Below are 21,987 nucleotides of genomic sequence, written 5' to 3' on the forward strand. Positions count from 1 at the left end.
TATAAATTAAATATTTCAAAGGTGTTGTTATTTTTTTGGAACAAGCAAGAATGTACAGAATATCAGTGTTATTAATTTTAGTTTTTATGGTTGCTGGGATATTTTTAGGAATATTGTGCATCTTGGCTTTTAGTGCTGCCCCGATTGTGTCAATTATGTTGTTCACTTGTTCTTTTTTCACGATAGGATCTTCGATTTACCTTTGGCGTAAAAGAAATGAAGGCAAAGAATTTTATTGGGATGCTGAGGGAATTGTAGTGGACTTAAACGGAAATAAGGTTTATTGGGATGAAATTGAGGATATTCAGTTTTTTAAAAATAGTGCATCCAGTTTTTCAAAGTCTACTGTAATTTACCCTCACTACACAAATCACGAAAAAATAAGAATTCGCCATAAGAAATGGATGCCAAAAACTGCACATTCAATAGATTGGATATTGATTGAAAAACCAAAGGAATATCACAAAAACTTGATGCAAGCTTGGGAAGAAAAAAAGAATTTGCCAAAATAAAAATAAAAATTATATATTTCTTCTCCAACAAGAGGGTGCAAGATTTACAGATTAAGCTGCCATAATGGCAGCTTTTTTTATGAACTTACCGGTGGGAGTATTTCAAAACCAAGGAAAGTTGACGGGCGAAATTGATTGTTATGGAGATGGAAAGATTATAAGATAACTTATTTCTGGTTATCTCTTTGTTTACAATAACTTAACATAATATAACTTGAAGATAAGGTACTCTTGATATACGATACATAAGTAAATAGCTATATGTTAATATGTGTGGAGGAAACAAAAATATGTTAAATTCATCAATCCAGTTAGAACGGGTTGCTAATGGTTTAAAGTTATTAGGAGATAAAACTAGGCTGACCATGGTCGCGATGCTAAAACACAGGGAGTGCTGTGTGTGTGAATTTCAAGAAGTGTTTGATATGACCCAGCCGTCCATTAGCCAGCATCTGCGGAAGTTAAAGGATTTAGGAATAGTTAAAGAAGAGCGAAAAGGTCAATGGATTTATTATTCCTTGAATTCGCACAGTGATTTTTACGGACTTATCGAAAATATTTTAGAACATGTACCTGTTCAGACAGAGAAAATAAAACTGATTGAAACAAGCAGCCCTACGCTTCGTTGTGGTGGTTAAGTAATTGAAACTTCAAGGGGAAATATCAAAATGAAAAAAAAATTAATCAGCGAATTTTTAGGAACCTATTTTCTTATATTTGCTGGGACGGGTGCTGTTGTAATTGATCATCTTACAAAGAGTTTAACTCATGTAGGTGTCGCCCTTACATTTGGGCTTGTTGTTATGGCATTAATTTTTACGTTTAGTCACCTCTCTGGTGCACATTTTAATCCTGCTGTCACTGTTGGATTTTTAATCCACGGAGATATAAATAAAAAGGAAGCACTTTATTATATCATTATTCAAATCGTTGCAGGCATTGTAGCCAGTGCAACCTTGTTGTGTTTATTTGGAAATGTTGCAACACTTGGAACCACCTTACCAAGAGGTTCATGGGAACAATCGTTTATATTAGAATTTATTCTTACTTTTTTCTTGATGATGGTTATTTTTGGCTCTGCTGTTCATGGAAAAGCGGTAAAATCCTTTGCAGGAATTGCAATCGGTGCTACGGTGGGATTAGAAGCAATGTTTGCAGGTCCAATTTGTGGTGCCTCCATGAATCCTGCAAGGTCTATTGGTCCAGCAATTGTATCAGGTACCACTCAACATTTATGGGTGTATATAGTGGCAACGATTTTAGGAGCAGGGTGTGCAGCAATTATTTATAAAATACTACACGAAAAATAAAGGAGAACATCATGACTAAAAAAACAATCTATTTCTTATGTACTGGTAATTCATGCAGAAGCCAAATGGCAGAAGGTTGGGCTAAATTGCATTTAGGTAGTGAGTGGGAAGTGAAAAGTGCTGGCATTGAGGCGCACGGATTAAACCCAAATGCCGTAAAAGCGATGAAGGAAGCTGGTATTGATATATCTAAACAAACATCCGATGTTATCGACCCTGAAATTCTAAACAATGCTGATTTGGTTGTTACGTTATGCGGACATGCAGCAGATCATTGCCCAGTAACTCCTCCACAAGTAAAACGAGTACACTGGGGATTTGATGACCCTGCAAAGGCAGAGGGAACTGAAGAAGAAAAATGGGCATTCTTCCAACGTGTCCGAGATGAAATCGGGAATCGCATTAAGCGTTTTGCTGAAACTGGGGAGTAAGATGATTAAGTAGTCATTCTCCTGACATTAATTATCAAGCAAGTTTATTACTTTATTTTAAAGCAGTGGATTAAAATAAATAGGCAATGCTAGAGGAGGGAATGGACATGAAAATCACTGACGAAGCTCGTGATGAGTTCAAAAAAATGTTCAATGAAGAGAATGCTAAAAACATTCGTATCTTTTTTGACGGCTTTGGCTGAGGGCAGCCAAGGATTGGACTGGCTCTGGATGAGCCGGAAGCAGACGATATTATCGTCACTATAAATGACATAAAAGTAGCAATCGACCCTATAATTGAACCGAACACGGAAGATCTTATCCTTGATCGCAGCGGAAATGGTCATGGGATTTCAATGATCGGTAATACGGGAAGATGCTGTTAAAAAAAGACCTTTATGGTCTTTTTTATTTTAATGCCAGTTCGTGATATGCATCTAAAAAACGTTGATACGTCTGAAAACCGTATTCGTCTGTGTTGCCATGAAAAAATAGCTCTATGGCAATCTCTTTAGCCTGGTCTAAGGTACAATTTCTCGATATTCTAATTAGGTTTAGATAAGATAAAAAATACTCCTTCTTTAATGTACCTGCATGATTCACAGTCATAATCATCCCCCTTATATAAAAAGGATCTCAACCGAGGGTGAGACCCTTAGTAAAATGAAATGAACTTTAAGAACAGCAATTAGATACATTTTTATTTGGAGCAGTAGTAGAACAACACTCGACGTTTTCAACATTTGCTTGAGGGACACAACATGTAGAAGCATTTTCATTGTTGATACCTACACTTGCTTTTGTGTAGAAAAACTCCCACTCATTTCCATCTGGGTCATGGATCCAGAATTTGTCTTGAAGAGCATAACAACAGGTTGTGTTTATTTCGTCGTATTGGGAAAGGATGCCGTTATCTGCAAGCCTGTTCTTATGTGCGATAACTTCTTCTGTACTTTGTACTTGAAAACCGAAATGTCCCACCTGATTTCCACTTACTTCATCCTGAAGATTAAGGGTGAAATTCAATCCTGGTGTTTCAAGCAAGAACTTCGCATAATCAGGCTTTACCTTCACGGGTTTAGCCCCAAATAGTTTGCTGTAAAACTCGATCGATTTCTCTAGGTTTGTAACATTAAGACCAACATGTGCATACTTCAATTTGATTCCCTCCAGATTGTTTTATATAAAGTAAATAATGAGACTCCATTCTTAGCACTCGCAAGCGCATCCGCCATTTTGTTGTACCGTTATTAATTTCTCGCGATTGATCCATTTTTTGACCAAATTTTGTAGGAATGTTTCCTTCGGAACGTCCTGGTATTTCCAAGCATTGTGGGCTTTTCTTTCCGTTTCTTCCTGGCGCAGTTTTATCATTTTATGGAATTCATATTCATTAAAAAACATCCTGAGTTCCTCCTTAATCAATTTTTATTGATGTATTAATCAAAAAAAATTGATATTAATCCGAAAAAAATTAGCAGTGGGTTGGCTTGAAAATACAGCAAAGCTCATGAGACAATAAATTGTTTAATTCTTCCTGGTTCAGCTCGTAATAACTCCATGTTCCTTTTGTTTCTTTCTTGATTAGGTTGGCATCCAATAAAATCTTTAAATGGTAGGACAACTTTGATTGAGCCATATCTATCAAGGGAGATAAGTCACATACGCACATGCTGCCGTTTTTGGTTAAAAGATTCATGATCTGAAGTCTTTTTTTGTCTGCAAGGGCTTTAAACTTTTGTTCATATTGTTCGAACATTCGGTCCATCGATACGTCTTGAATTTCGATGTTTAATTTCGATTCTTCTTTCATATTCTCACCATCTTTTCTTTCATCAAATAATCTTGATGTATTCATATTATATCCAATATTTTCTTGTGTCAATAAATTAATCAAAAAAATTTGATCGCGTTTTCTTATTGTCCTAACTGGCTGGTTAATTGAAGAAGGGACATGCTAAGAAGCATATTTCTTCATGTTATTTACTAATTATGTTCAATGAAGTATACCGAATAAAAATTTACCAACCCAAATTGCAAGTAAAATCCAAATCATAAAATCCCATCTGGCTAACAGATGGGATTTTACCTTTTTTATTTTTTTACAGGAGGATTGTTGATATCCACATGAAAAGGCAGAAGATTATCATCTTCATTTTGATAAAATTGTTTCTGAATTTCTTGATTGGCCATTTCTGTATCAGAATTAGGCTGGGAAGACATTCTCTCACTATAATCTTGAAAACTTTTATTCATAGCCTGATTTGCCTGCGTGGTAGCATTATTTGTTTCGCTTTCTTTTAACACATCGATCCCTCGCTTAATCATTTTTTGTGCTCATACTATCTCTTATTAATTTTGTTGTTTATAAACAATTCATACACGCGATTTTTTAGCAAATAATATTAATAAAAAAAACTCTGGAAGACATTCTAAAAACGATATTAAAATTTCTTTAGGGAGAATGGTGACTATGAAAAAAATTAGCTTATGGATGACTATTTTAGCATTAATAGTTTTCTCCGCTGCTTGCGGTGGAGGCAATGATAAGAATAAGGGTGGAGGCACTGCTGACAAAGGAGAAAAAGGAGTATCTGGTTCTTTAGTTGTTTCAGGATCATCTGCCATGCAGCCACTGGTTGCAGCTGCAGCGGAAGAATTTATGGCGAACAATCCGGATGTGGATATTCAAGTTAATGCCGGAGGATCTGGTACAGGCTTATCACAGGTTGCGGAAGGATCCGTTCAAATTGGTAACTCAGATGTATTTGCAGAAGAAAAGGAAGGGATCCCTGCAGATCAATTAGTCGATCATAAAGTAGCCGTTGTTGGGATTACTGCTGCAGTCAATCCTGGAGTCGGTATTAAAGACATTTCAAAAGAAAATCTGATTAAAGTATTTACTGGGAAAATTACTAACTGGAAAGACGTAGGCGGAAAAGATCAGAAAATCGTCTTAGTTAATCGCCCTGATGCTTCCGGTACTCGTGCCGTATTTAACAAGTTCGGGCTAGATGGAGCAACACCAGCAGAAGGTATTACCGAGGATTCCTCAAATACGGTTAAAAAAATCGTTAATGAAACCGCAGGTGCTGTTGGTTACTTAGCCTTCTCTTATTTCACTGATGATAAGGTAACGCCGTTGTCAATTGATGGGGTGGAAGCTACTGATGAAAATGTACAAACCGGTAAATTTCCTATTTGGGCCTATGAACATTCTTATACAAAAGGTGAACCAAGTGGGGCAGCGAAAGGTTTCTTGGACTATTTAATGTCAGACGACGTTCAAAATACCTTATTAAAAGATCAAGGGTATCTACCCGTCACAAAAATGCAGGTGGAACGTGACGCTAAAGGGAATCAAACAAATAAAAAATGAGATCCTAGGTGGAAACAGGGTAAATGTACTAACACATTTACCCTTATAACGTAATTCAGGGGTGTTTGTGCATTATGGAAAAACTGCTTCCGGCAAAAGAAAGACTACTAAAATCACCTAAAGATAGAGCGGGCGGGGAATTCAGAGGAAAAGTCCTTGTTCTTTTATGTGCGGTGATCATGATTTCCGCAACTATTGCCATTACTATTTTTTTAACTACAAAAGGGCTGCAATCCTTTATTAAGAATGGTGTCAATTTAGTTGAGTTCTTAACCAGTAAGACCTGGGACCCTACTAACAAAGCTAATCCGAAGTATGGAACGTTACCTTTTATTTTTGGTTCCTTTGCTGTTACCTTTTTATCGGCACTTGTGGCAGCACCATTAGGGATTGGCGGCGCCATTTTTATGACAGAAATTGCCCAGTCTTGGGGGAAAAAGGTTCTGCAGCCGGTCATTGAATTACTTGTCGGAATTCCTTCAGTTGTGTATGGTTTCATCGGGCTTACCGTTTTAGTTCCATTTATCCGGGAACATATTGGAGGACTTGGATTTAGTCTGCTTTCCGGGACGATTGTGCTTTCCATTATGATATTACCAACCGTAACAAGCATTGCCACAGATGCAATGAGTTCCTTGCCAAAACCGTTAAGAGAAGGTTCTTATGCATTAGGAGCAACCCGTTGGCAAACGATTAGGAAAGTGTTGATTCCTGCAGCATTGCCTTCGCTGCTCACTGCTATTGTACTTGGTATGGCGAGAGCGTTTGGGGAAGCGTTGGCTGTTCAGATGGTCATTGGGAATGTGAAGACATTACCATCAAGTTTGTTAGAGGCTTCTGCTACCTTAACAACCATTATTACGTTGAACATGGGTCATACAACATACGGGAGTGTAGAAAATAACACTCTCTGGTCGATGGGATTAATTTTATTAATCATGTCGTTTGCATTTATCCTCTTTATCCGTTATCTATCTGCAAGGAGGAAAATGAATTGAATGCCAAGTCTGCTGATCGAATTGCGTCTTTTATCTTCTATTTAATAGCGTTCATTATTATTTCGATACTTGTTGGTTTGTTTTACTATATTTTAGTCAACGGGCTAAAAAACATCTCCCTTGGTTTCCTAACCACACCATCAAGCAATGTTAGAGGTGGGGGAGGAATCCGTGATCAATTATTCAATTCGTTTTATATCCTGTTTATTACCATGTTGATTGCTGTACCGCTAGGAGTAGGCGGAGGAATTTATATGGCAGAGTATTCAAAACCCGGCAAGGTGACAGATTTCATTCGTTCTTGTGTGGAAGTTTTGGCATCTCTCCCTTCAATCGTTATCGGTATGTTTGGTTTATTAATGTTTGTTAACCTTACTGGATGGGGCTATACCATATTAGGCGGTGCTCTCGCCCTTACAGTATTCAATTTACCCGTTATAGTTCGAGTTAGTGAGGACGCAATCCGAACTGTTCCTCGTGAATTAAAAGAGGCGAGCCTTGCTTTGGGGATCACTCATTGGCATACGATTAAAACAGTAATATTACCAAGTGCATTTCCAACTATATTGACAGGGATTATCCTTGCTTCCGGCCGGGTGTTTGGGGAAGCGGCTGCTCTTTTATTTACAGCAGGATTATCTACACCAAGGCTTGATTATGGAATCTGGAATCCATTTTCAGAAAGATCACCATTAAATATTTTTCGGCCGGCGGAAACTTTGGCAGTTCATATTTGGTCTGTCAATACTCAAGGTTTAATTCCAGATGTCGAAGAGGTGTCCAGCGGTTCGTCAGCTGTCTTAGTCATTTCCGTTTTAATCTTTAATTTATTGGCAAGATGGATTGGCAGTTTGATACACCGGAAAATTACAGCAACTAAATAAAAAGCAGGTGGTAATCTTGGATACAGCTACTATGGAACGAGCGGTTGAAACGAATGTGGAACAAAGCAAAGGGAATGGCAAGCAAACGAATATTTTGCAAGTCAAAAACTTAGAAATTTTCTACGGAGAAAAACGGGCGGTTAATGGGATTTCATTAGATATTGAAAAAAACTCAGTAACTGCACTTATCGGACCATCCGGCTGCGGAAAATCGACTTTCCTGCGAAGCATAAACAGGATGAACGATTTAATTCCTGGTGCAAGGGCTGAAGGGGAAATTGTTTATGAGGACCTTAATATTTTATCAGAGCAAATTAATGTTGTCGCTTTACGTAAAGAAATAGGGATGGTCTTTCAAAAGCCAAATCCGTTTCCCAAATCTATTTACCAAAATCTTACGCATGCATTAAAGTTTACAGGAATCCGAAAGAAAAGTGACCTTGATGATATTGTTGAAGAAAGTTTGCGGAAGGCTGCATTGTGGGAAGAGGTAAAGGACCGTCTTCATAAATCAGCCCTAGCACTTTCGGGAGGACAGCAGCAGCGTCTCTGCATTGCCAGGACGATAGCAATGAAACCAACTGTAATGCTTCTCGACGAACCTTCCTCTGCACTTGATCCTATTTCTAATGCAAAGGTTGAGGATTTGATCGTGGATTTAAAAAAGGACTATTCCATTATTATCGTCACACATAATATGCAGCAAGCCTCTCGTGTATCGGATAAAACAGCATTCTTCCTTAGCGGTGATTTGATTGAATATGATTTAACAGAAAAAATCTTTACCAACCCTTCGCAAACAAAGACAGAAGAATATATTTCAGGAAGGTTCGGATAAAAGGAGGGCGTACGATGTCCGATATATCTGTGCATAGACAGGTTTTTCAAATAAATGATTTAGATCTATATTATGGAGAGCATCAGGCTTTAAAGAAAATAAATTTTCCCATTAACAAAAAAGAAGTAACCGCTATTATTGGTCCTTCCGGGTGCGGAAAATCGACTTTTATTAAAACGTTGAACTTAATGATTAATTATGTCCCAAAGGTAAGGATGACTGGGGAAATTAATTATAATGGTCAAAATATATTAAATGATAAAATCGACCTGGTCGAACTGCGGAAAAACGTGGGGATGGTATTTCAAAAAGGAAATCCTTTTCCGCAATCGATATTTGATAATGTAGCTTATGGCCCAAGAATCCATGGAATCAAAAAAAGAACTCATCTTGAAGAGGTTGTTACGAAATCATTGATGGATGTTGCCTTATGGGATGAAGTAAAGGACCGTTTAGGTGCTCCTGCTCTAGGACTCTCTGGAGGACAACAGCAGCGGTTGTGCATAGCGAGGGCCCTGGCTACAAAACCGGATGTTTTGTTAATGGACGAACCAACATCTGCCCTGGACCCAATCTCAACGTTAAAAATTGAGGAATTAATCTTAGGACTAAAAGAAAAATATACGATTGTTATAGTGACACACAACATGCAGCAAGCCTCCAGGGTTTCGGATAAAACAGCCTTCTTTTTGATGGGGGAGTTAATTGAGCTGGACGACACTTCAAGGATATTCTCCAACCCAAGGGATGAACGTACGGAAGGATATATTACGGGAAGATTTGGTTAAAGGAGTGAAAAATTATGATTACAAGAATGAATTTCGATAATAATTTAAAAGAACTAAAAGATATGTTGATGGAAATGGCCCGAAAATCGGAAAACGCGATAAAAGATAGTATCCATTCACTTATTAATCAAGACTTGGATAAAGCCAATGAAATCCTTACTAATGATGCAGTGATTGATGATTTAGAACATGAAATTAACAATAAAGCCATTACTTTAATTGCAAAGGAATCCCCTGTAGCAAAGGACCTTAGAAGAATCGTAGTTGCTTTAAAAATTTCCTCCGAAGTGGAACGAATTGCCGATAATGCCGTAAACATTGCAAAATCAACTATACATATTGGCAAAGAAAAACATATTAAGGAAATAGTTGATATCCCCAAGATGATGGATCTTGCTTTAGAAATGTTAGGTGATTCTTTAAAGGCATTCCTAGACGAGGATGTAGATCTTGCAAGAAAATGTGCACAGAAGGATGACAAGGTAGATGAAATGTATGGAAAATTGGTTAAGGAACTTATGGGGTATATACAGAATTCTCCCGATCATACCAATCAAATTACACAGTTAGCTTTCGTATGCCGCTACATTGAAAGGCTTGCTGATCATTCTACTAACATAGCGGAACATGTCATTTACCTTGTAACAGGCCAACGTTATGATTTGAACGCTTAACTCAATAAACAAGGGGGCTCCTGTACAATACAAGAGGTATGGAAGCCTTTTTTGTGTTCACAGATTACTTACAAGAACAGGTCTTTAAGTTCGTATTTGACACAAAGAGCAACATAACAGGGTTATAAACACAAAAAAAGCGTCGAAATGACGCTTGATGTGTAAATGTTTACTATAAGGAGTACTTTATTTTATGATAGCTTGTATTAATTTGTGATGGACAAACACGTTTTTAAAATAATATTTTATTTTTTGTAAAGCACATTTATTGAGCAAGAAAAAGACGATTGAAAATAAGTTGACAATAAAAGGCGACATATAAGAGATTGTTTAAAAAGAGCTCTAAGTGTCATAAACGTATTTAAAGAATGCTTGGATGTTTCCTCCAGACCTTTTAAATGTTATTAGCTGATACCTTAACCCAAATAATTTTATCGTTTTTTGTAGTGAAATCAAGAATGGTATATCAATCAAATTGGGCAAGTTAATGATATAAAATAAACCTGTATAATCCCCCTAATTAAACATTAATTTTTCAATAAAATGTAAAATGTGGTTTAAAGAATTAACGGAAGGATATATATATAAATCCTATTTAAATTGGTGAAATTGTTAACGTAAGGAGGGATGACCTTGTTCAGTCAAGTAGCAAAAGCGGTGCCCAATTTATTTACAATGGGAAATTTATTGTGCGGGGTTCTTTCCATTACGAGTAATATGAGTGGATTTTTACAAGTAGCCTCGATTTTAATTTTCATTTCAGCTATTTTTGATCTTCTTGACGGAAGGATTGCAAGAGGATTGAAAGTTAACAGTGAATTAGGTGTACAATTGGATTCCTTAGCGGATATTGTTAGTTTTGGTGTTGCTCCTGCGCTGCTATTTCATACCATTGCTGCACCGTCCATTTTAACCTCTTTGGCATTTATCCTTTTCCCCATATTGGGTGCGTTAAGATTAGCCAAGTTTAATGTCAAACCAACCATAGGGTATTTTAGGGGATTGCCTATTCCAGCGGCAGGGTTACCACTTGCTGCAATGGGGTTCTTTTCTTATAGTAATGCATGGATTACCATCATTCTTGCTGTTTTAATGGTGAGCCCAATTAGAGTAAAAAAACTTTAATTTAGATTCATGTGAAAAAGCTATCCCCTTTTTGCAAAAAGGGGATAGCTTTTTTGTTTTTAGCCATGCCTTTTCGAAAATTCATCATACCTGCTTATACAGGTGCATTTCTTTGATATTGGAGCGAGCCTGTATTTAGAAAAAAGGCCTCTACGCCAATATCGTAGAGGCCTGATTACTTATTAAATTTCCTTTTGAACTAATCGATCAAAACAACCCATAGTTGTAGTATTTCATTTATATGCACACATATATGGTTCCGCTTGGAAGGCGATATCCTAACCCAAATGTTTCTCAACCTTTTCAATTTGCTGATCCATATCCATTTGTTTATCCGTACGATGGTCAATATTAATATTGGTAACGATTCGTTCCGGACCCACTTCGAGTGCTTTTTGGTGCATTTCTTTGGCCGCTTCCCATAAATCGTTGATGTCGCCTTCTAAAACGGTTGATGTTGGTGTCACCTCATACTTTAAATCTTTTTCCTCAATGACCCGTATTTCATCGGTTACCTGTGAACTGAAACTTGGAGAATCTGTTCCAACTGGAACAATACTAATTTCTAATAACGGCATTATTGACACTCCTTTGTTATTTTTCCAGTGGCACATATCGGATACATTGGATTTTTGATTAGAAGTTTGATTGTTTAGGTTCGGCAGGATTTGAAATATTCTTAAGGGCTTGCCCAGCTTCATCAGTCGACTGATTATTAACAGCTAGATCACCTAGAGAGACGATTCCAACCAATTTGTCATCTTCCACAATAGGAAGACGGCGAATTTGATGCTGGGACATGAGTCTTACCGCTTCCTCCACCGACATTTCTTTGCTTCCTTTTACCACATTGTCGGTTACTAATTCAGAAATCGTGGAGTCACTTGAAAGATCATTGACAAATCCCTTTATGACTAAATCTCGGTCGGTTACGATTCCTACTAACTTTTCATTATCACAAATTGGAACGGCCCCTACATCCAGCTCTTTCATTTTCATGGCAACCTCTTTACAAGTACTTTCTGGACTACAGCTATCAACATTGGTCGTCATTACTTCAGCAACATTCATGTTCATTCCTCCTTTATGATGTTTCATTTTATTTACTACCCGCCACAGCATATGGTTAAACGTGATTTCTGGCATTAATCTTCGCTTATTACTTCCAAAAAAATGAGTCTTGGAAAGAATATCATCCTTGACAGGCGTTTTGCCATATCGAAGTTTTTTCAAATGAATATGATAGGGAATAAGACTATAAAAAGGAATGTACTTATACCTAGGAAGGAGAAGTTATATGTTCGAGAATGTTTCAATAATAATACCTTTTCAAAATGATTATGGTCCGCGGCTTGATGCATATTTATGGGTAAAAAAGTTCTTTCAAACAACCATGCCTAACGCCGAATTGATTGTTGGCACAACAAATGGTGGTCGATTTAATAAAGCTAAGGCGGTAAATCTTGCTGCAAAAGAAGCAACAAGAGATATTCTTCTAATTGTTGATGCGGATACTGTGTTCGACCCTAACATTATTCTAGAATCAATAAAATTATTGCGTGATGCAGCATGGGTAATTCCATTTACGGAAGTATATGATCTTCCAATAGAAATTACAGAAAGAGTCTTGAGAAATAAACCGGGCTGGCCTTTAAATGTAAAATTAGAAGAGTGTCAGAAAGTTAATTGGATGTACGATGGATTTGCCGGTAAAGTAAATCTTATTCCAAAAAGGAATTTTGAAAAAGTTGGTGGTTTTGATGAACGTTTTGTCGGCTGGGGAGGAGAAGATGATGCATTTGCATGGTCAGTGAATACCCTGTGCGGGAAATATGTGAACTACGACGCTAAAGTTTTTCATTTTTGGCATCCACCAGCGTTCAATCCAGATAGTAGTGGAAACGATGCTCTAGTTGCTCGGTACATGTTCGCCAATGGAAACAAAGAGGAAATGTTAAAAATAATTAGAGAACGCTAATTAAGTTTCTTTTCAATTTTTATCTTGTGCTTGATATCGGACTTAAAAGTGAGGAATTATTTAAATGGTGAGAAAAGCAATTATCCCTGCAGCAGGTTACGGTATTCGAAGTCTTCCTATTACAAAGGTAATTCCAAAAGAGATGTTTCCGGTTGGCTTAAAGCCAGTTATACACTATATAGTTGAGGAGGCATTTTCTTCTGGAATTGAACAAATACTAATCATCACATCAAAATCAAGAGATTTGATAATGGACTATTTTGATTCTTCCATTGAGTTAGAGGCTTTTTTAAAAAGTAAAAATAAAGAACATTTAATTAAAAAATTAGAGATCCCGAAGGTAGAAATTCTTTATAAAAGACAGGCAGTTGCAAATGGTCTAGGGGATGCTATTCGACTAGGGAAAGAATTTGTTGGAAATGAACCGTTTGCCGTATTATTGCCTGATGATATCGTCATTCCAGAACCCGTTCCTGCCCTTAAAGAATTAATAGAGGTTCACAAGGAAACAAAGGGCAGTGTAATAGGTCTAAAACAAATAAAACAGGATTGTTTAAAAGATTATGGTGTAATACAGGGGTGGCCTAAAGAGAGGTTTATAGAGATTCAAGATATTGTTGAGAAGCCTGAAACCAATGCCCCCTCTGATCTTGCTGTAATAGGTAGATATATTTTCACCCCAAAGCTCTTTACTTATTTAGAACTTACAAATGAAGGAGTGGGGGGAGAATTACAGTTAACGGATGCAATTAAAAGCTTGTTGGCAAATGAATCCGTCTTTGGAAAAATCATTTCCGGTGACAGATATGATATCGGGAAATTAAAGGAATATGTTGAATTAGTGAATAGATTAATTAAGACTGACTAAAATAGGTGAACAAAGCGCATATCCACCTATAAATTTCTTTTCAACATTCGGTTGTGAGGGAGTATCCTTAATGTAATTTAATATCTAAGAATTTTTTATTGGGGAAAATTTAGTGCGATTTGGTAATTTATCAGTGAACAATACGATAAAAATTATAAGCTGAGTGAAAAGCTTTTCGCAAGGGGTTAGCTTTTTTGTTTATAAATTATTCCCCAAAATACTATTTAATTGAATAAAATTACATTTCGGGAGTTAGATATTTTAAGATGGATCTCGTTTCTGGAGGTCCTTTTTTTGTTCAGCAAACGGGCATGTTTGTCTAATAAGTGTTGCTTAATATCACAATAAAAAAAGCTTGGGTTAAAACCTCCCAAGCACGTCTATACATAAATTAACTTTTTATTTGTTCGACTTGAATCATAATTTTGGTGACGTAATGTTCCTTATGATTCATGACAACTGTATCATAAATATACTCTTCAAAAACATAATCAGCTAAGGCTAAATTTAGACGTACCATCTCTGAAAAAAGTCGCTTATATGTTTTATGTATTGTTTTCTCATCACCAATGTGATAACCAATGAGAAAATCACCTTTCACAGCTTGAAAATACGGATATCCCACCTTTGGATGTGGCTGCTCAATATATAAAAAGCTATAATTAGAGAATTCTCCCTTCATTATTTGCTCCCGTTTCGTAATCCCACCTATTGGATATCCTGAATCCAGATGAGATATGTTCAATTCATTAATAAAATCTGAAATCACTTCCACAAATTCTTCATCAGTTATATTTTCAATGTTTCTACTAAGATAAAGTGTTGCTTCTGGTAATGGTTTAAGCGTAATTTGTTGAAAATCAAGATGAGATGCTTCTTCCATTAATGCTATTTTTGCATCAATCATTCTTTCCTTCCTTTCAATCTCCTTACGCTTTTTCATTATCTCTTCTTTTTTTTGATGCATTAATGATAAAAAACTTTCAGGCGATTTATTTTGTGTATATTGTTGAATATCGTTCAGCGACATACCAAGTTCCTTTAATAAATCAATTACAAAGAATAGCTCTATTTGGTGAATTGAATAATAACGATAACCTTTTTCATTTTTCCAAAAAGGAGACAAAAGTCCAATTTGATCATAATAAAAGAGTGTCTGTTTGTTTACCTTACAAAGCTTCGCAAATTCCCCAGTAGTTAAATACTTTCCATTTATTTTTTCCATTTTTTACAGCACCACCCTTGACTATATAGTTACTATATACACTACGATGGAAATTGTAAACAAATGAAAAAAATACAAATTTGTTTAAGATATTTGTTTTGTTAAGGAGAATGAAAAAATGAGGACTCATAAAGTTACCTTAGGATTATTATTAATGAATTTATTCATAGCCTTTTTGGGAATTGGTCTTGTCATTCCAGTTTTACCTACGCTGATGAATGAATTAGGGATAACTGGGAAAACAGTGGGGTATTTAACGGCAGCTTTTGCCATTGCGCAATTGATTGTTTCGCCCTTCGCAGGGAAAGCAGCAGATCAATTCGGCCGGAAAATTATGATTGTTATTGGCTTATTTATTTTTGGCCTTTCAGAATTTTTATTTGGGCTCGGAGAAGAAATCGAAATGCTGTTTATTTCCCGCATTTTAGGTGGAATTAGTGCTGCGTTCATTATGCCAGCCGTTACAGCTTTTATTGCTGATATTACAAATTTGGATACTCGCCCGAAAGCACTCGGGTATATGTCAGCGGCCATTAGTACAGGATTTATTATTGGGCCAGGTATTGGTGGATTCTTAGCGGAATTTGGTACACGTATCCCATTCTTCTTTGCAGGAGGACTAGGTACCATTGCGGCTATACTTTCTATTATTTTATTATCTGAGCCAAATCGTAGTGAAGATAATCATGAACAAGTCTCCGATAGTAAAATTGGTTTCAAACGAATTATTGCCCCAAAATATTTCCTTGCGTTTATTTTAATTTTTATTGCCTCATTTGGTTTAGCAGCATTTGAGTCGTTCTTTAGTCTATTTGTAGACCATAAATTTCAATTTAAACCATCCGATATTGCCATTGTTATCACAGGTGGTGCAATTTTTGGTGCAGTATCACAAGTAATCTTATTTGATCGGCTTACAAAAATTTGGGGTGAAATTAGACTAATTCGATATAGCTTACTCTTATCAGCCGTACTTGTCTTTTTAATGACTGTTGTTCATTCATATCTTTCTATTTTACTTGTTACATTTATTGTTTTTGTAGGGTTCGATATATTCCGACCAGCAGTTACTTCATACCTTTCAAATATTGCCGGGAACGAACAAGGTTTCGTTGGTGGAATGAACTCTATGTTTACAAGTTTAGCGAACATTAGTGGACCAATTCTAGGGGGGATATTATTTGATCTAAATATTAACTACCCTTACTACTTTGCGACTGTGATCCTATCTCTGGGAATCATTCTTACTTTGTTCTGGAAGAAGCAAGCAAGTGATTCTTCAAACAAAGTCAAGACTAGTGTAGCTAATTAATCAAATGGAAATAAACACGAAAATTGTGACTTCACCGGAGAGGGGGGATGACTCTGGAACATGATCCATGTGAATATGGCTTACCGGCCGTTGTCGGAGTAGAAAATACTGCCAAACTGATAAAAGACGGGCATCAAATTCGAGTGAATGGGACAGAAGGGTATAGCGAATAGTGTAATTGCTGAAAACGTCCAGATATATTTTAAGCACCGCTCTAGTGGATGCTAGAGCGTTAAGATTTTTTGTTTAACTACCGGGGGCACAACTAGAACATCTAAAATCAATTGATTTATTCTAGTTACGGTGCAGGAGTTCAATAGCGGGGAATTACTTTTGTTCAATAATCGGGCTAGATTGTAGACGGTTGGAAAAGGAAAGCTATGTAAAATTAGTGATGTAAGTTTATGTTTTTTATGTAATAATTATTTTGTGAATGTAAATTTACAATTCATACATAGTGAAAGTGGGGATCATAATGGCAACGGGAACACATACAGTAGAAATTCCTGTAGATGTACAAGCAGTTTGGGATTATGTCAGTGATCTCGAAAAATGGGCAACGTCAGTACCAGCCTACAAAGAACATGAAATCATAAATGACAAGCAATCTATTTGGACATTTCAAGGTAGTGTGAAAGGTATTAAAAAAACAATCCAAGCGCAGGTAGATATTACCGAAGGGAATGAACCTTCAAATATTAAGTTTGAACTAAAAGGTTTATCAGATAATTTTACAGGAAGCGGACAATTTACTGCAGAAGATATTAATGGTAAAACAACAATGACCTGTACGGTGAACGTCCAAGCAGGTGGATTATCGGGTGCGGTGTTAACACCAATTATTAAATGGGCTGTTCCAAAAGTAGCATCTCGTTTAACAGAATCTATTGCACGTAAAATTGTAGTTTTCTCATAGTTTCAAAGATTGAAAGTCGATTCATTGTGGAAATACCTTCTCTGAATTAAAGATATAACATTGTGAATTGACCAATATCATGATAAAGAGTTTTACTAGAAATTTTATAATTGTAACGGGGGCTGTCCATAAATGGATGGTCCTTTTTTAATATTCCACAAATGGGCACAATACAAGAATTGGATTTACAAAAGAAGATGTGAACCTAGAAGCACCAAAGTTATATGACGATGGATTTTTTTGTAAACTAACCAATGCTTGATTCTGAACTGGATGCCACCCAATGGGGGCTTTTTCTAATTGCACTAATTATGATTTAATGGATCGATTTTCTTAAGATTTTTATTGTGAACATGAAACTAATTCAGTATATTTAATGTAACATCAAAGGAGTGATGAAAGTAAAATGAATCAATCCTATTTTTATTTAAAACTAGAAACACATCAATTACATATGCCTTATAAAAATGAGGAACGTCGCGTGCGTGTGTTATTGCCGAAAAATTATGATAAAGATGAGGCTGAAAATTATCCAGTTGTCTATATGCATGATGGACAAAATGTTTTCTACAGTAGTGAAGCTTATAGCGGTTATTCATGGAAAGTAATTCCAGCAATTAAACAAAACCCCGATTTACCGAAGATGATTGTTGTTGGGATAGATAACGCTGGACAAGATCGAATTAATGAATATACGCCTTGGAAAATTACTGAAAGCCCACTTCCTGAAGATATTGAACTAGGCGGAAGAGGGGCCGAGTTTGCTGAGTTTGTCATGACGGTCGTGAAGCCGTTTATCGATGAGCATTACCGGACTAAATCGGATAAATATCATACAGCTGTGATTGGCAGTTCACTTGGAGGAAATATTTCGGCTTTTATGGGTATCGAATATAAAGATCAAATTGGTGGTTTAGGCATTTTTTCTTTAGCTAATTGGATTACAAGTAAAGCCTTTGACAGTTATATTGCTAGAAAGGAGTTGGATCCTGAACAACGCGTGTACATTCAAGTTGGGACTCAGGAAGGCGATGATACCGATCGACAATTGATGTATGGAAATATGAAGCAGGCCTATATCGATGGCTCGCTTAAGTATTATAAACAACTGATAAAAGGCTCTATTCCAATTGATAACATTCGTTTAAATATTTTTGCAGATGAAGAACATAATGAAAAAGCATGGGCAAAACACTTACCAGAATGTTTACGTTTCTTAAGTGTGAAGTGGTCTTGAATGAACTGAATAATTATCTTAGACTGAATATGAACAAAATAGGAATCTATTAATTTTTCGGAATATTTTTTAAAGTTTATATTGATTATAATTTGAAATAATTGTACCTTAGTCGTGAAAAAAATGAATTTTTTATCTGAGAAAGGGGCTATTTTTATGAATTATATTTTGATATCACCATATTATCCAGAGAATTTCCAACCATTTGCTCATCGTTTAAAAGACGCAGGTGTCAATGTTTTAGGAATTGGTGAAGAGCCCTATGGCCAATTAGGTTCCGAATTACAAAACTCTTTAACAGAATATTATCGGGTGAATGATTTAGAAGATGTAGATGAAGTAAAACGTGCTGTTGCATTTTTATTTTATAAACATGGTCCCATTGACCGCATTGAATCCAATAACGAATACTGGTTAGAACTTGATGCGCAGTTGCGTGAGCAATTTAACGTGTACGGCAATAAAACGGATGACTTGAAAAAAGTTAAGTATAAATCTGAAATGAAGAAGCTGTTTAAAAAAGCAGGTGTCCCTGTCGTAGAAGGAAGAATCGTTAAAACTAAAAAGGATTTATCTAAAGCCATTGCTGAATTAGGACTGCCAGTTATCGCAAAACCGGATAATGGAGTTGGATCAGCTGCAACCTTTAAATTAAGTTCAGAAGAGGATGTACGTCATTTTGAAGAAGAATGGGGAGAAGCACAAGTGTACTTCTTAGAACCATATGTCGAAGGAGGCGTGCTTTGTACATTTGATGGTTTAGTGGATCAAAAAGGGAACATTGTTTTCCAAACTAGCTTTACATATAATGTCCCAACTCTGGAACTCGTTAATGGCCAGTTGGATTTAGCTTATGTGATTCAAAAAGAAATTGATCCAAAGCTCGAAACATATGGAAAGGAGATTGTGAAGGCTTTTGGAATGAAAGAGCGCTTTTTCCATATTGAGTTTTTTAAATTAGAAAATGGGGATTATGTTGCACTTGAATATAATAACCGCTTAGCTGGCGGCTACACGGTTGATATGTACAATTTCGCGTACTCCATTGATTTATTTGCACAGTATGCTTCTCTTGTGACAGGAGGAGAATTTAAAGATTCCGATGCCAAAAACCAGTTTTGTGTCGGTGTAACACAACGTGATGCGTATGAGTATAAACATGATACGGATGCTATTTATGATCGATTTGGCGAACGTGTGAAGTTTGAACAGCGCATGCCAGATGCGTTTGCGGAACTCCAAGGAAATCAATTTTATGCGATTAATGCAGATTCGCAAGAAGAAGTGGATGAGATTATCCGTTTTGTACATGAACGAAAAAATTACATCATTGCAAACGTATAGGGATAGGAGATTTTTTATATGCATATAGAACAGTTACACCATTGGAGTGGCGAATTAGGTCGTGAAATGCAGTTGAACAGATATGGACACAGTGGCATGCCAATCGTAGTTTTTCCTTCATCTGGAGGGACGCTTACTGAATACTATGATTTTGGAATGATTGATGTGTGTCATGACTTTATTGAATCCGGAAAAGTTCAATTTTTTACATTGACTAGTATCGATAGCGAAAGTTGGCTGCACGACTCAAAACCAGCGCATGACCGTGCATTAGCTCATGAGGCATATGATCGTTATGTGATTTCAGAAGCTATCCCATTTATTAAACATAAAACAGGTTGGTTTGATCCTATGATGACAACGGGTTGTAGTATGGGAGCCTATCATGCGTTGAACTTTTTCTTGAGACATCCGGATGTCTTCCAAACAACCGTTGCACTTAGCGGTGTTTACGATGTGCGTTTCTTTTTTGGGGATTACGGAAATGATCCGCTAGTATACGAAAATTCACCGAGTGATTACATATGGAATCAAAATGACGGCTGGTTTATTGATCGATATCGTTCAGCAGATATCATTATTTGTACCGGGCTGGGTGATTGGGAACAGGATGGGCTGCCTTCATACTTTACATTAAAAAAAGCCTTTGAAGAAAAACAAATTCCAGCATTGTTTGATGAGTGGGGCGAAGATGTTTCGCATGATTGGATTTGGTGGCGACGCCAAATGCCGTATTATTTAGGAAAATTACTGTAAAAAATGTGGTGGTAAAAAAAGGCAAACCTTATACCTGCGTCATTAAAAGAAACCCAAAATAATATATTATGGACAATATTCTCACTAAACATATAAAACCTTGAGTTGAGTTATAAGGATCGCTGCGGCGGTCTTTATTTTTGTTCCACAAACTGGGCAGGTTAATGAAACAAGATTTTTTTGCGGTTATTTAACTTAAAGTACCATTTATAAAATACCCACGCTAAAAATAGGGTAGCATAAACGGAAATCCATGTTACATACCACTCCCATCTTAAGTATTTAATGAGGTTTGTGTAATGTTCAATTATTACTTCGGGTACAGTGAGGCCTGTACTAAATGCACTAATATATATAATTTTTTTCCACCTTATACTTGTTCGTGGGTAATAAATGCAAAAGAAGATAGTGACGACAGGAAATAAAAAGAACTCATATAAAAAACTGGTTCCATTCACTTTCGCGAGTTCCCGAACAGGATATTCTAATAGGTTTAATCCTACAGCAAGAATTCCAGCAAACCATGTTACAGCCTGTTGAAATAAAAATATGATACTGGCATCCCTTAATTTATCCTTAGGTATAAATGCTAAAGAAATAAAAGTAAACGAATATAGGATATATATAATCAACAGGTCAACCTTCATTTTGTTCCAGCCTTTCATAATTGGGATGGTCCATAAACCACAAGATATACTGACGGCATAACCATAATTCAATAATAAAATTAAAAAAACTTCTTATTAGGCTTTCAATATTACTATTTACAATGTTACTGATTTTTCCTAACAAGACCATGGCTAATAAAATCATGCTTACCCATAACAAATAATGTAACAATCGTCTAAAAAAGTTTGCATTTTTTGGAAATTTCAGTTGGAACAAAACAGAAAAAAAAGGAAAAACTATATATTCCATAGTCCAATTAATTTTAGTGGCATGTTTGAAAAGCCTAAATGGAGGTTCGTATAAACCACAATATGTAAGGAAAATGCTAACCGACCAAGTTAACATCTGAAAAAACAATAGGGTAGCAATTACTTCCCGAAGTCGATTTCGAGGGGTAACTTTCCAAAGAATAATTGGTAAAGCTATCCAGAGTAAGAGCATCACATAAATATCTGAATTCATGTAAGCACGCCTTTTTTAGAATTAGTTTTTGATAGAACATAAAAAATTATCCAGTTTGAGAAATTTTGTGCTTAAACTATCAGATGGCTTAAGTTAAACAACAATTGGATTGCTGTTTCGGCAGTCCTTTTTATTACATAGTCATATCTGTATTACACGTACAATTAACAATACTTAAATTTTTAGATAAAAGAGTTCAAATAAAAAAACCAACTTCTATGAAACAGGGGGTTCTACAAAAGTAGAATCGCCTGTTTCTTGTTGGGAATGGTGAAGGTTCT

At 36.2% G+C, this 21,987-nt stretch carries 28 protein-coding genes and 1 pseudogene; 19 read left to right on the forward strand and 10 right to left on the reverse strand.

Features of this window, described 5'->3' with window-relative positions; all coding sequences use genetic code 11:
- Nucleotides 1-35 precede the first annotated feature (35 nt).
- The 4 genes from QNH17_RS14675 (at nt 36) to arsC (ending at nt 2,253) form a co-directional block, all read left to right on the forward strand.
- Nucleotides 36-512, forward strand: coding sequence for a hypothetical protein (locus QNH17_RS14675; protein WP_283879351.1), 477 nt, complete (start codon nt 36-38; stop codon nt 510-512).
- A gap of 290 nt (nt 513-802) precedes the next feature.
- Complete coding sequence (locus tag QNH17_RS14680; protein WP_283879352.1) at nt 803-1,150, forward strand: ArsR/SmtB family transcription factor; 348 nt, start codon at nt 803-805, stop codon at nt 1,148-1,150.
- A 30-nt stretch (nt 1,151-1,180) separates the two neighbouring features.
- On the forward strand, nt 1,181-1,822 hold the full coding sequence (locus tag QNH17_RS14685; RefSeq protein WP_283879353.1) for an MIP/aquaporin family protein: 642 nt from the start codon (nt 1,181-1,183) through the stop codon (nt 1,820-1,822).
- 11 nt (nt 1,823-1,833) lie between these two features.
- Nucleotides 1,834-2,253, forward strand: coding sequence for an arsenate reductase (thioredoxin) (gene arsC, locus QNH17_RS14690; protein WP_283879354.1), 420 nt, complete (start codon nt 1,834-1,836; stop codon nt 2,251-2,253).
- Nucleotides 2,254-2,661: 408 nt separating this feature from the next.
- Here arsC and QNH17_RS14695 read toward each other — a convergent pair whose 3' ends face one another.
- The 5 genes from QNH17_RS14695 to QNH17_RS14715 all read right to left on the reverse strand — a co-directional run bounded on the left by QNH17_RS14695 (nt 2,662) and on the right by QNH17_RS14715 (nt 4,560).
- The gene (locus QNH17_RS14695; RefSeq protein ID WP_283879355.1) at nt 2,662-2,862 is read right to left on the reverse strand and encodes a hypothetical protein; all 201 of its coding nucleotides are present in this window, start codon (nt 2,860-2,862) and stop codon (nt 2,662-2,664) included.
- Nucleotides 2,863-2,928: 66 nt separating this feature from the next.
- Entirely contained in the window at nt 2,929-3,411 is a 483-nt protein-coding gene (locus tag QNH17_RS14700; RefSeq protein ID WP_283879356.1) for an ArsI/CadI family heavy metal resistance metalloenzyme, read from the reverse strand.
- 51 nt (nt 3,412-3,462) lie between these two features.
- Nucleotides 3,463-3,657 (reverse strand): hypothetical protein, encoded by a 195-nt coding sequence (locus tag QNH17_RS14705; RefSeq protein ID WP_283879357.1) that lies wholly within the window; start codon nt 3,655-3,657, stop codon nt 3,463-3,465.
- A gap of 70 nt (nt 3,658-3,727) precedes the next feature.
- A complete protein-coding gene (locus tag QNH17_RS14710; protein WP_144553496.1) occupies nt 3,728-4,021 on the reverse strand; it encodes an ArsR/SmtB family transcription factor in 294 nt (97 codons plus the stop codon).
- A gap of 326 nt (nt 4,022-4,347) precedes the next feature.
- Nucleotides 4,348-4,560 carry a hypothetical protein gene (locus tag QNH17_RS14715; protein ID WP_283879358.1) on the reverse strand — a complete coding sequence of 71 codons (213 nt, stop codon included), beginning with the start codon at nt 4,558-4,560 and terminating at the stop codon, nt 4,348-4,350.
- Between the two features lie 166 nt (nt 4,561-4,726).
- Here QNH17_RS14715 and QNH17_RS14720 point away from each other — a divergent pair, with 166 nt between their 5' ends.
- The 7 genes from QNH17_RS14720 to pssA all read left to right on the forward strand — a co-directional run bounded on the left by QNH17_RS14720 (nt 4,727) and on the right by pssA (nt 10,939).
- Entirely contained in the window at nt 4,727-5,632 is a 906-nt protein-coding gene (locus tag QNH17_RS14720) for a phosphate ABC transporter substrate-binding protein (protein ID WP_283879359.1), read from the forward strand.
- Between the two features lie 74 nt (nt 5,633-5,706).
- Complete coding sequence (gene pstC, locus QNH17_RS14725; RefSeq protein WP_283879360.1) at nt 5,707-6,630, forward strand: phosphate ABC transporter permease subunit PstC; 924 nt, start codon at nt 5,707-5,709, stop codon at nt 6,628-6,630.
- Nucleotides 6,627-7,514: a phosphate ABC transporter permease PstA gene (pstA, locus tag QNH17_RS14730; protein ID WP_283879361.1), complete on the forward strand. Its 888-nt coding sequence runs from the start codon at nt 6,627-6,629 to the stop codon at nt 7,512-7,514. The genes pstC and pstA overlap by 4 nt, the downstream gene beginning before the upstream one ends.
- 31 nt (nt 7,515-7,545) lie before the next feature.
- The gene (gene pstB / locus QNH17_RS14735) at nt 7,546-8,352 is read left to right on the forward strand and encodes a phosphate ABC transporter ATP-binding protein PstB (RefSeq protein ID WP_283879512.1); all 807 of its coding nucleotides are present in this window, start codon (nt 7,546-7,548) and stop codon (nt 8,350-8,352) included.
- Nucleotides 8,353-8,366: 14 nt separating this feature from the next.
- The gene (gene pstB / locus QNH17_RS14740; protein WP_283879362.1) at nt 8,367-9,140 is read left to right on the forward strand and encodes a phosphate ABC transporter ATP-binding protein PstB; all 774 of its coding nucleotides are present in this window, start codon (nt 8,367-8,369) and stop codon (nt 9,138-9,140) included.
- Nucleotides 9,141-9,154: 14 nt separating this feature from the next.
- Nucleotides 9,155-9,814 carry a phosphate signaling complex protein PhoU gene (phoU, locus tag QNH17_RS14745; RefSeq protein WP_283879363.1) on the forward strand — a complete coding sequence of 220 codons (660 nt, stop codon included), beginning with the start codon at nt 9,155-9,157 and terminating at the stop codon, nt 9,812-9,814.
- A 627-nt stretch (nt 9,815-10,441) separates the two neighbouring features.
- Nucleotides 10,442-10,939 (forward strand): CDP-diacylglycerol--serine O-phosphatidyltransferase, encoded by a 498-nt coding sequence (pssA, locus tag QNH17_RS14750; RefSeq protein WP_481858602.1) that lies wholly within the window; start codon nt 10,442-10,444, stop codon nt 10,937-10,939.
- A gap of 278 nt (nt 10,940-11,217) precedes the next feature.
- Here pssA and QNH17_RS14755 read toward each other — a convergent pair whose 3' ends face one another.
- Both QNH17_RS14755 and QNH17_RS14760 read right to left on the reverse strand, forming a co-directional pair.
- Nucleotides 11,218-11,517, reverse strand: a complete 300-nt coding sequence (locus QNH17_RS14755; RefSeq protein ID WP_283879365.1) for an MTH1187 family thiamine-binding protein — start codon at nt 11,515-11,517, stop codon at nt 11,218-11,220.
- 58 nt (nt 11,518-11,575) lie between these two features.
- Nucleotides 11,576-12,010 (reverse strand): CBS domain-containing protein, encoded by a 435-nt coding sequence (locus QNH17_RS14760; protein ID WP_283879366.1) that lies wholly within the window; start codon nt 12,008-12,010, stop codon nt 11,576-11,578.
- A gap of 226 nt (nt 12,011-12,236) precedes the next feature.
- Between QNH17_RS14760 and QNH17_RS14765 the strand changes: the two genes are divergently transcribed.
- Both QNH17_RS14765 and QNH17_RS14770 read left to right on the forward strand, forming a co-directional pair.
- Nucleotides 12,237-12,917, forward strand: coding sequence for a glycosyltransferase family 2 protein (locus QNH17_RS14765; protein WP_283879367.1), 681 nt, complete (start codon nt 12,237-12,239; stop codon nt 12,915-12,917).
- Between the two features lie 64 nt (nt 12,918-12,981).
- The gene (locus QNH17_RS14770) at nt 12,982-13,785 is read left to right on the forward strand and encodes a UTP--glucose-1-phosphate uridylyltransferase (RefSeq protein WP_283879368.1); all 804 of its coding nucleotides are present in this window, start codon (nt 12,982-12,984) and stop codon (nt 13,783-13,785) included.
- A 391-nt stretch (nt 13,786-14,176) separates the two neighbouring features.
- Here the strand turns inward: QNH17_RS14770 and QNH17_RS14775 are convergent, their stop codons facing one another.
- A complete protein-coding gene (locus QNH17_RS14775) occupies nt 14,177-15,010 on the reverse strand; it encodes a MerR family transcriptional regulator (protein ID WP_283879369.1) in 834 nt (277 codons plus the stop codon).
- Between the two features lie 118 nt (nt 15,011-15,128).
- Here QNH17_RS14775 and norA point away from each other — a divergent pair, with 118 nt between their 5' ends.
- The 6 genes and pseudogenes from norA to QNH17_RS14805 all read left to right on the forward strand — a co-directional run bounded on the left by norA (nt 15,129) and on the right by QNH17_RS14805 (nt 20,575).
- Nucleotides 15,129-16,322, forward strand: coding sequence for a multidrug efflux MFS transporter NorA (norA, locus tag QNH17_RS14780; protein WP_283879370.1), 1,194 nt, complete (start codon nt 15,129-15,131; stop codon nt 16,320-16,322).
- A 71-nt stretch (nt 16,323-16,393) separates the two neighbouring features.
- Nucleotides 16,394-16,495: pseudogene (locus QNH17_RS14785) on the forward strand (PEP-utilizing enzyme); the annotation flags it as partial.
- Nucleotides 16,496-16,797: 302 nt separating this feature from the next.
- A complete protein-coding gene (locus QNH17_RS14790) occupies nt 16,798-17,238 on the forward strand; it encodes an SRPBCC family protein (protein WP_283879372.1) in 441 nt (146 codons plus the stop codon).
- A gap of 406 nt (nt 17,239-17,644) precedes the next feature.
- On the forward strand, nt 17,645-18,475 hold the full coding sequence (locus QNH17_RS14795; RefSeq protein ID WP_283879373.1) for an alpha/beta hydrolase: 831 nt from the start codon (nt 17,645-17,647) through the stop codon (nt 18,473-18,475).
- A gap of 156 nt (nt 18,476-18,631) precedes the next feature.
- Nucleotides 18,632-19,819, forward strand: a complete 1,188-nt coding sequence (locus QNH17_RS14800) for an ATP-grasp domain-containing protein (protein WP_283879374.1) — start codon at nt 18,632-18,634, stop codon at nt 19,817-19,819.
- An 18-nt stretch (nt 19,820-19,837) separates the two neighbouring features.
- Nucleotides 19,838-20,575 (forward strand): esterase family protein, encoded by a 738-nt coding sequence (locus QNH17_RS14805; RefSeq protein WP_283879375.1) that lies wholly within the window; start codon nt 19,838-19,840, stop codon nt 20,573-20,575.
- 161 nt (nt 20,576-20,736) lie between these two features.
- Here the strand turns inward: QNH17_RS14805 and QNH17_RS14810 are convergent, their stop codons facing one another.
- Together QNH17_RS14810 and QNH17_RS30045 are read right to left on the reverse strand one after the other, a co-directional pair.
- Complete coding sequence (locus QNH17_RS14810) at nt 20,737-21,207, reverse strand: CBO0543 family protein (protein WP_283879376.1); 471 nt, start codon at nt 21,205-21,207, stop codon at nt 20,737-20,739.
- A gap of 4 nt (nt 21,208-21,211) precedes the next feature.
- Nucleotides 21,212-21,706, reverse strand: coding sequence for a CBO0543 family protein (locus QNH17_RS30045; protein ID WP_481858603.1), 495 nt, complete (start codon nt 21,704-21,706; stop codon nt 21,212-21,214).
- Nucleotides 21,707-21,987: the final 281 nt, after the last annotated feature.

The sequence above is a fragment of the Neobacillus sp. SuZ13 genome (assembly GCF_030123365.1).
Lineage (GTDB): Bacteria > Bacillota > Bacilli > Bacillales > Cytobacillaceae > Neobacillus.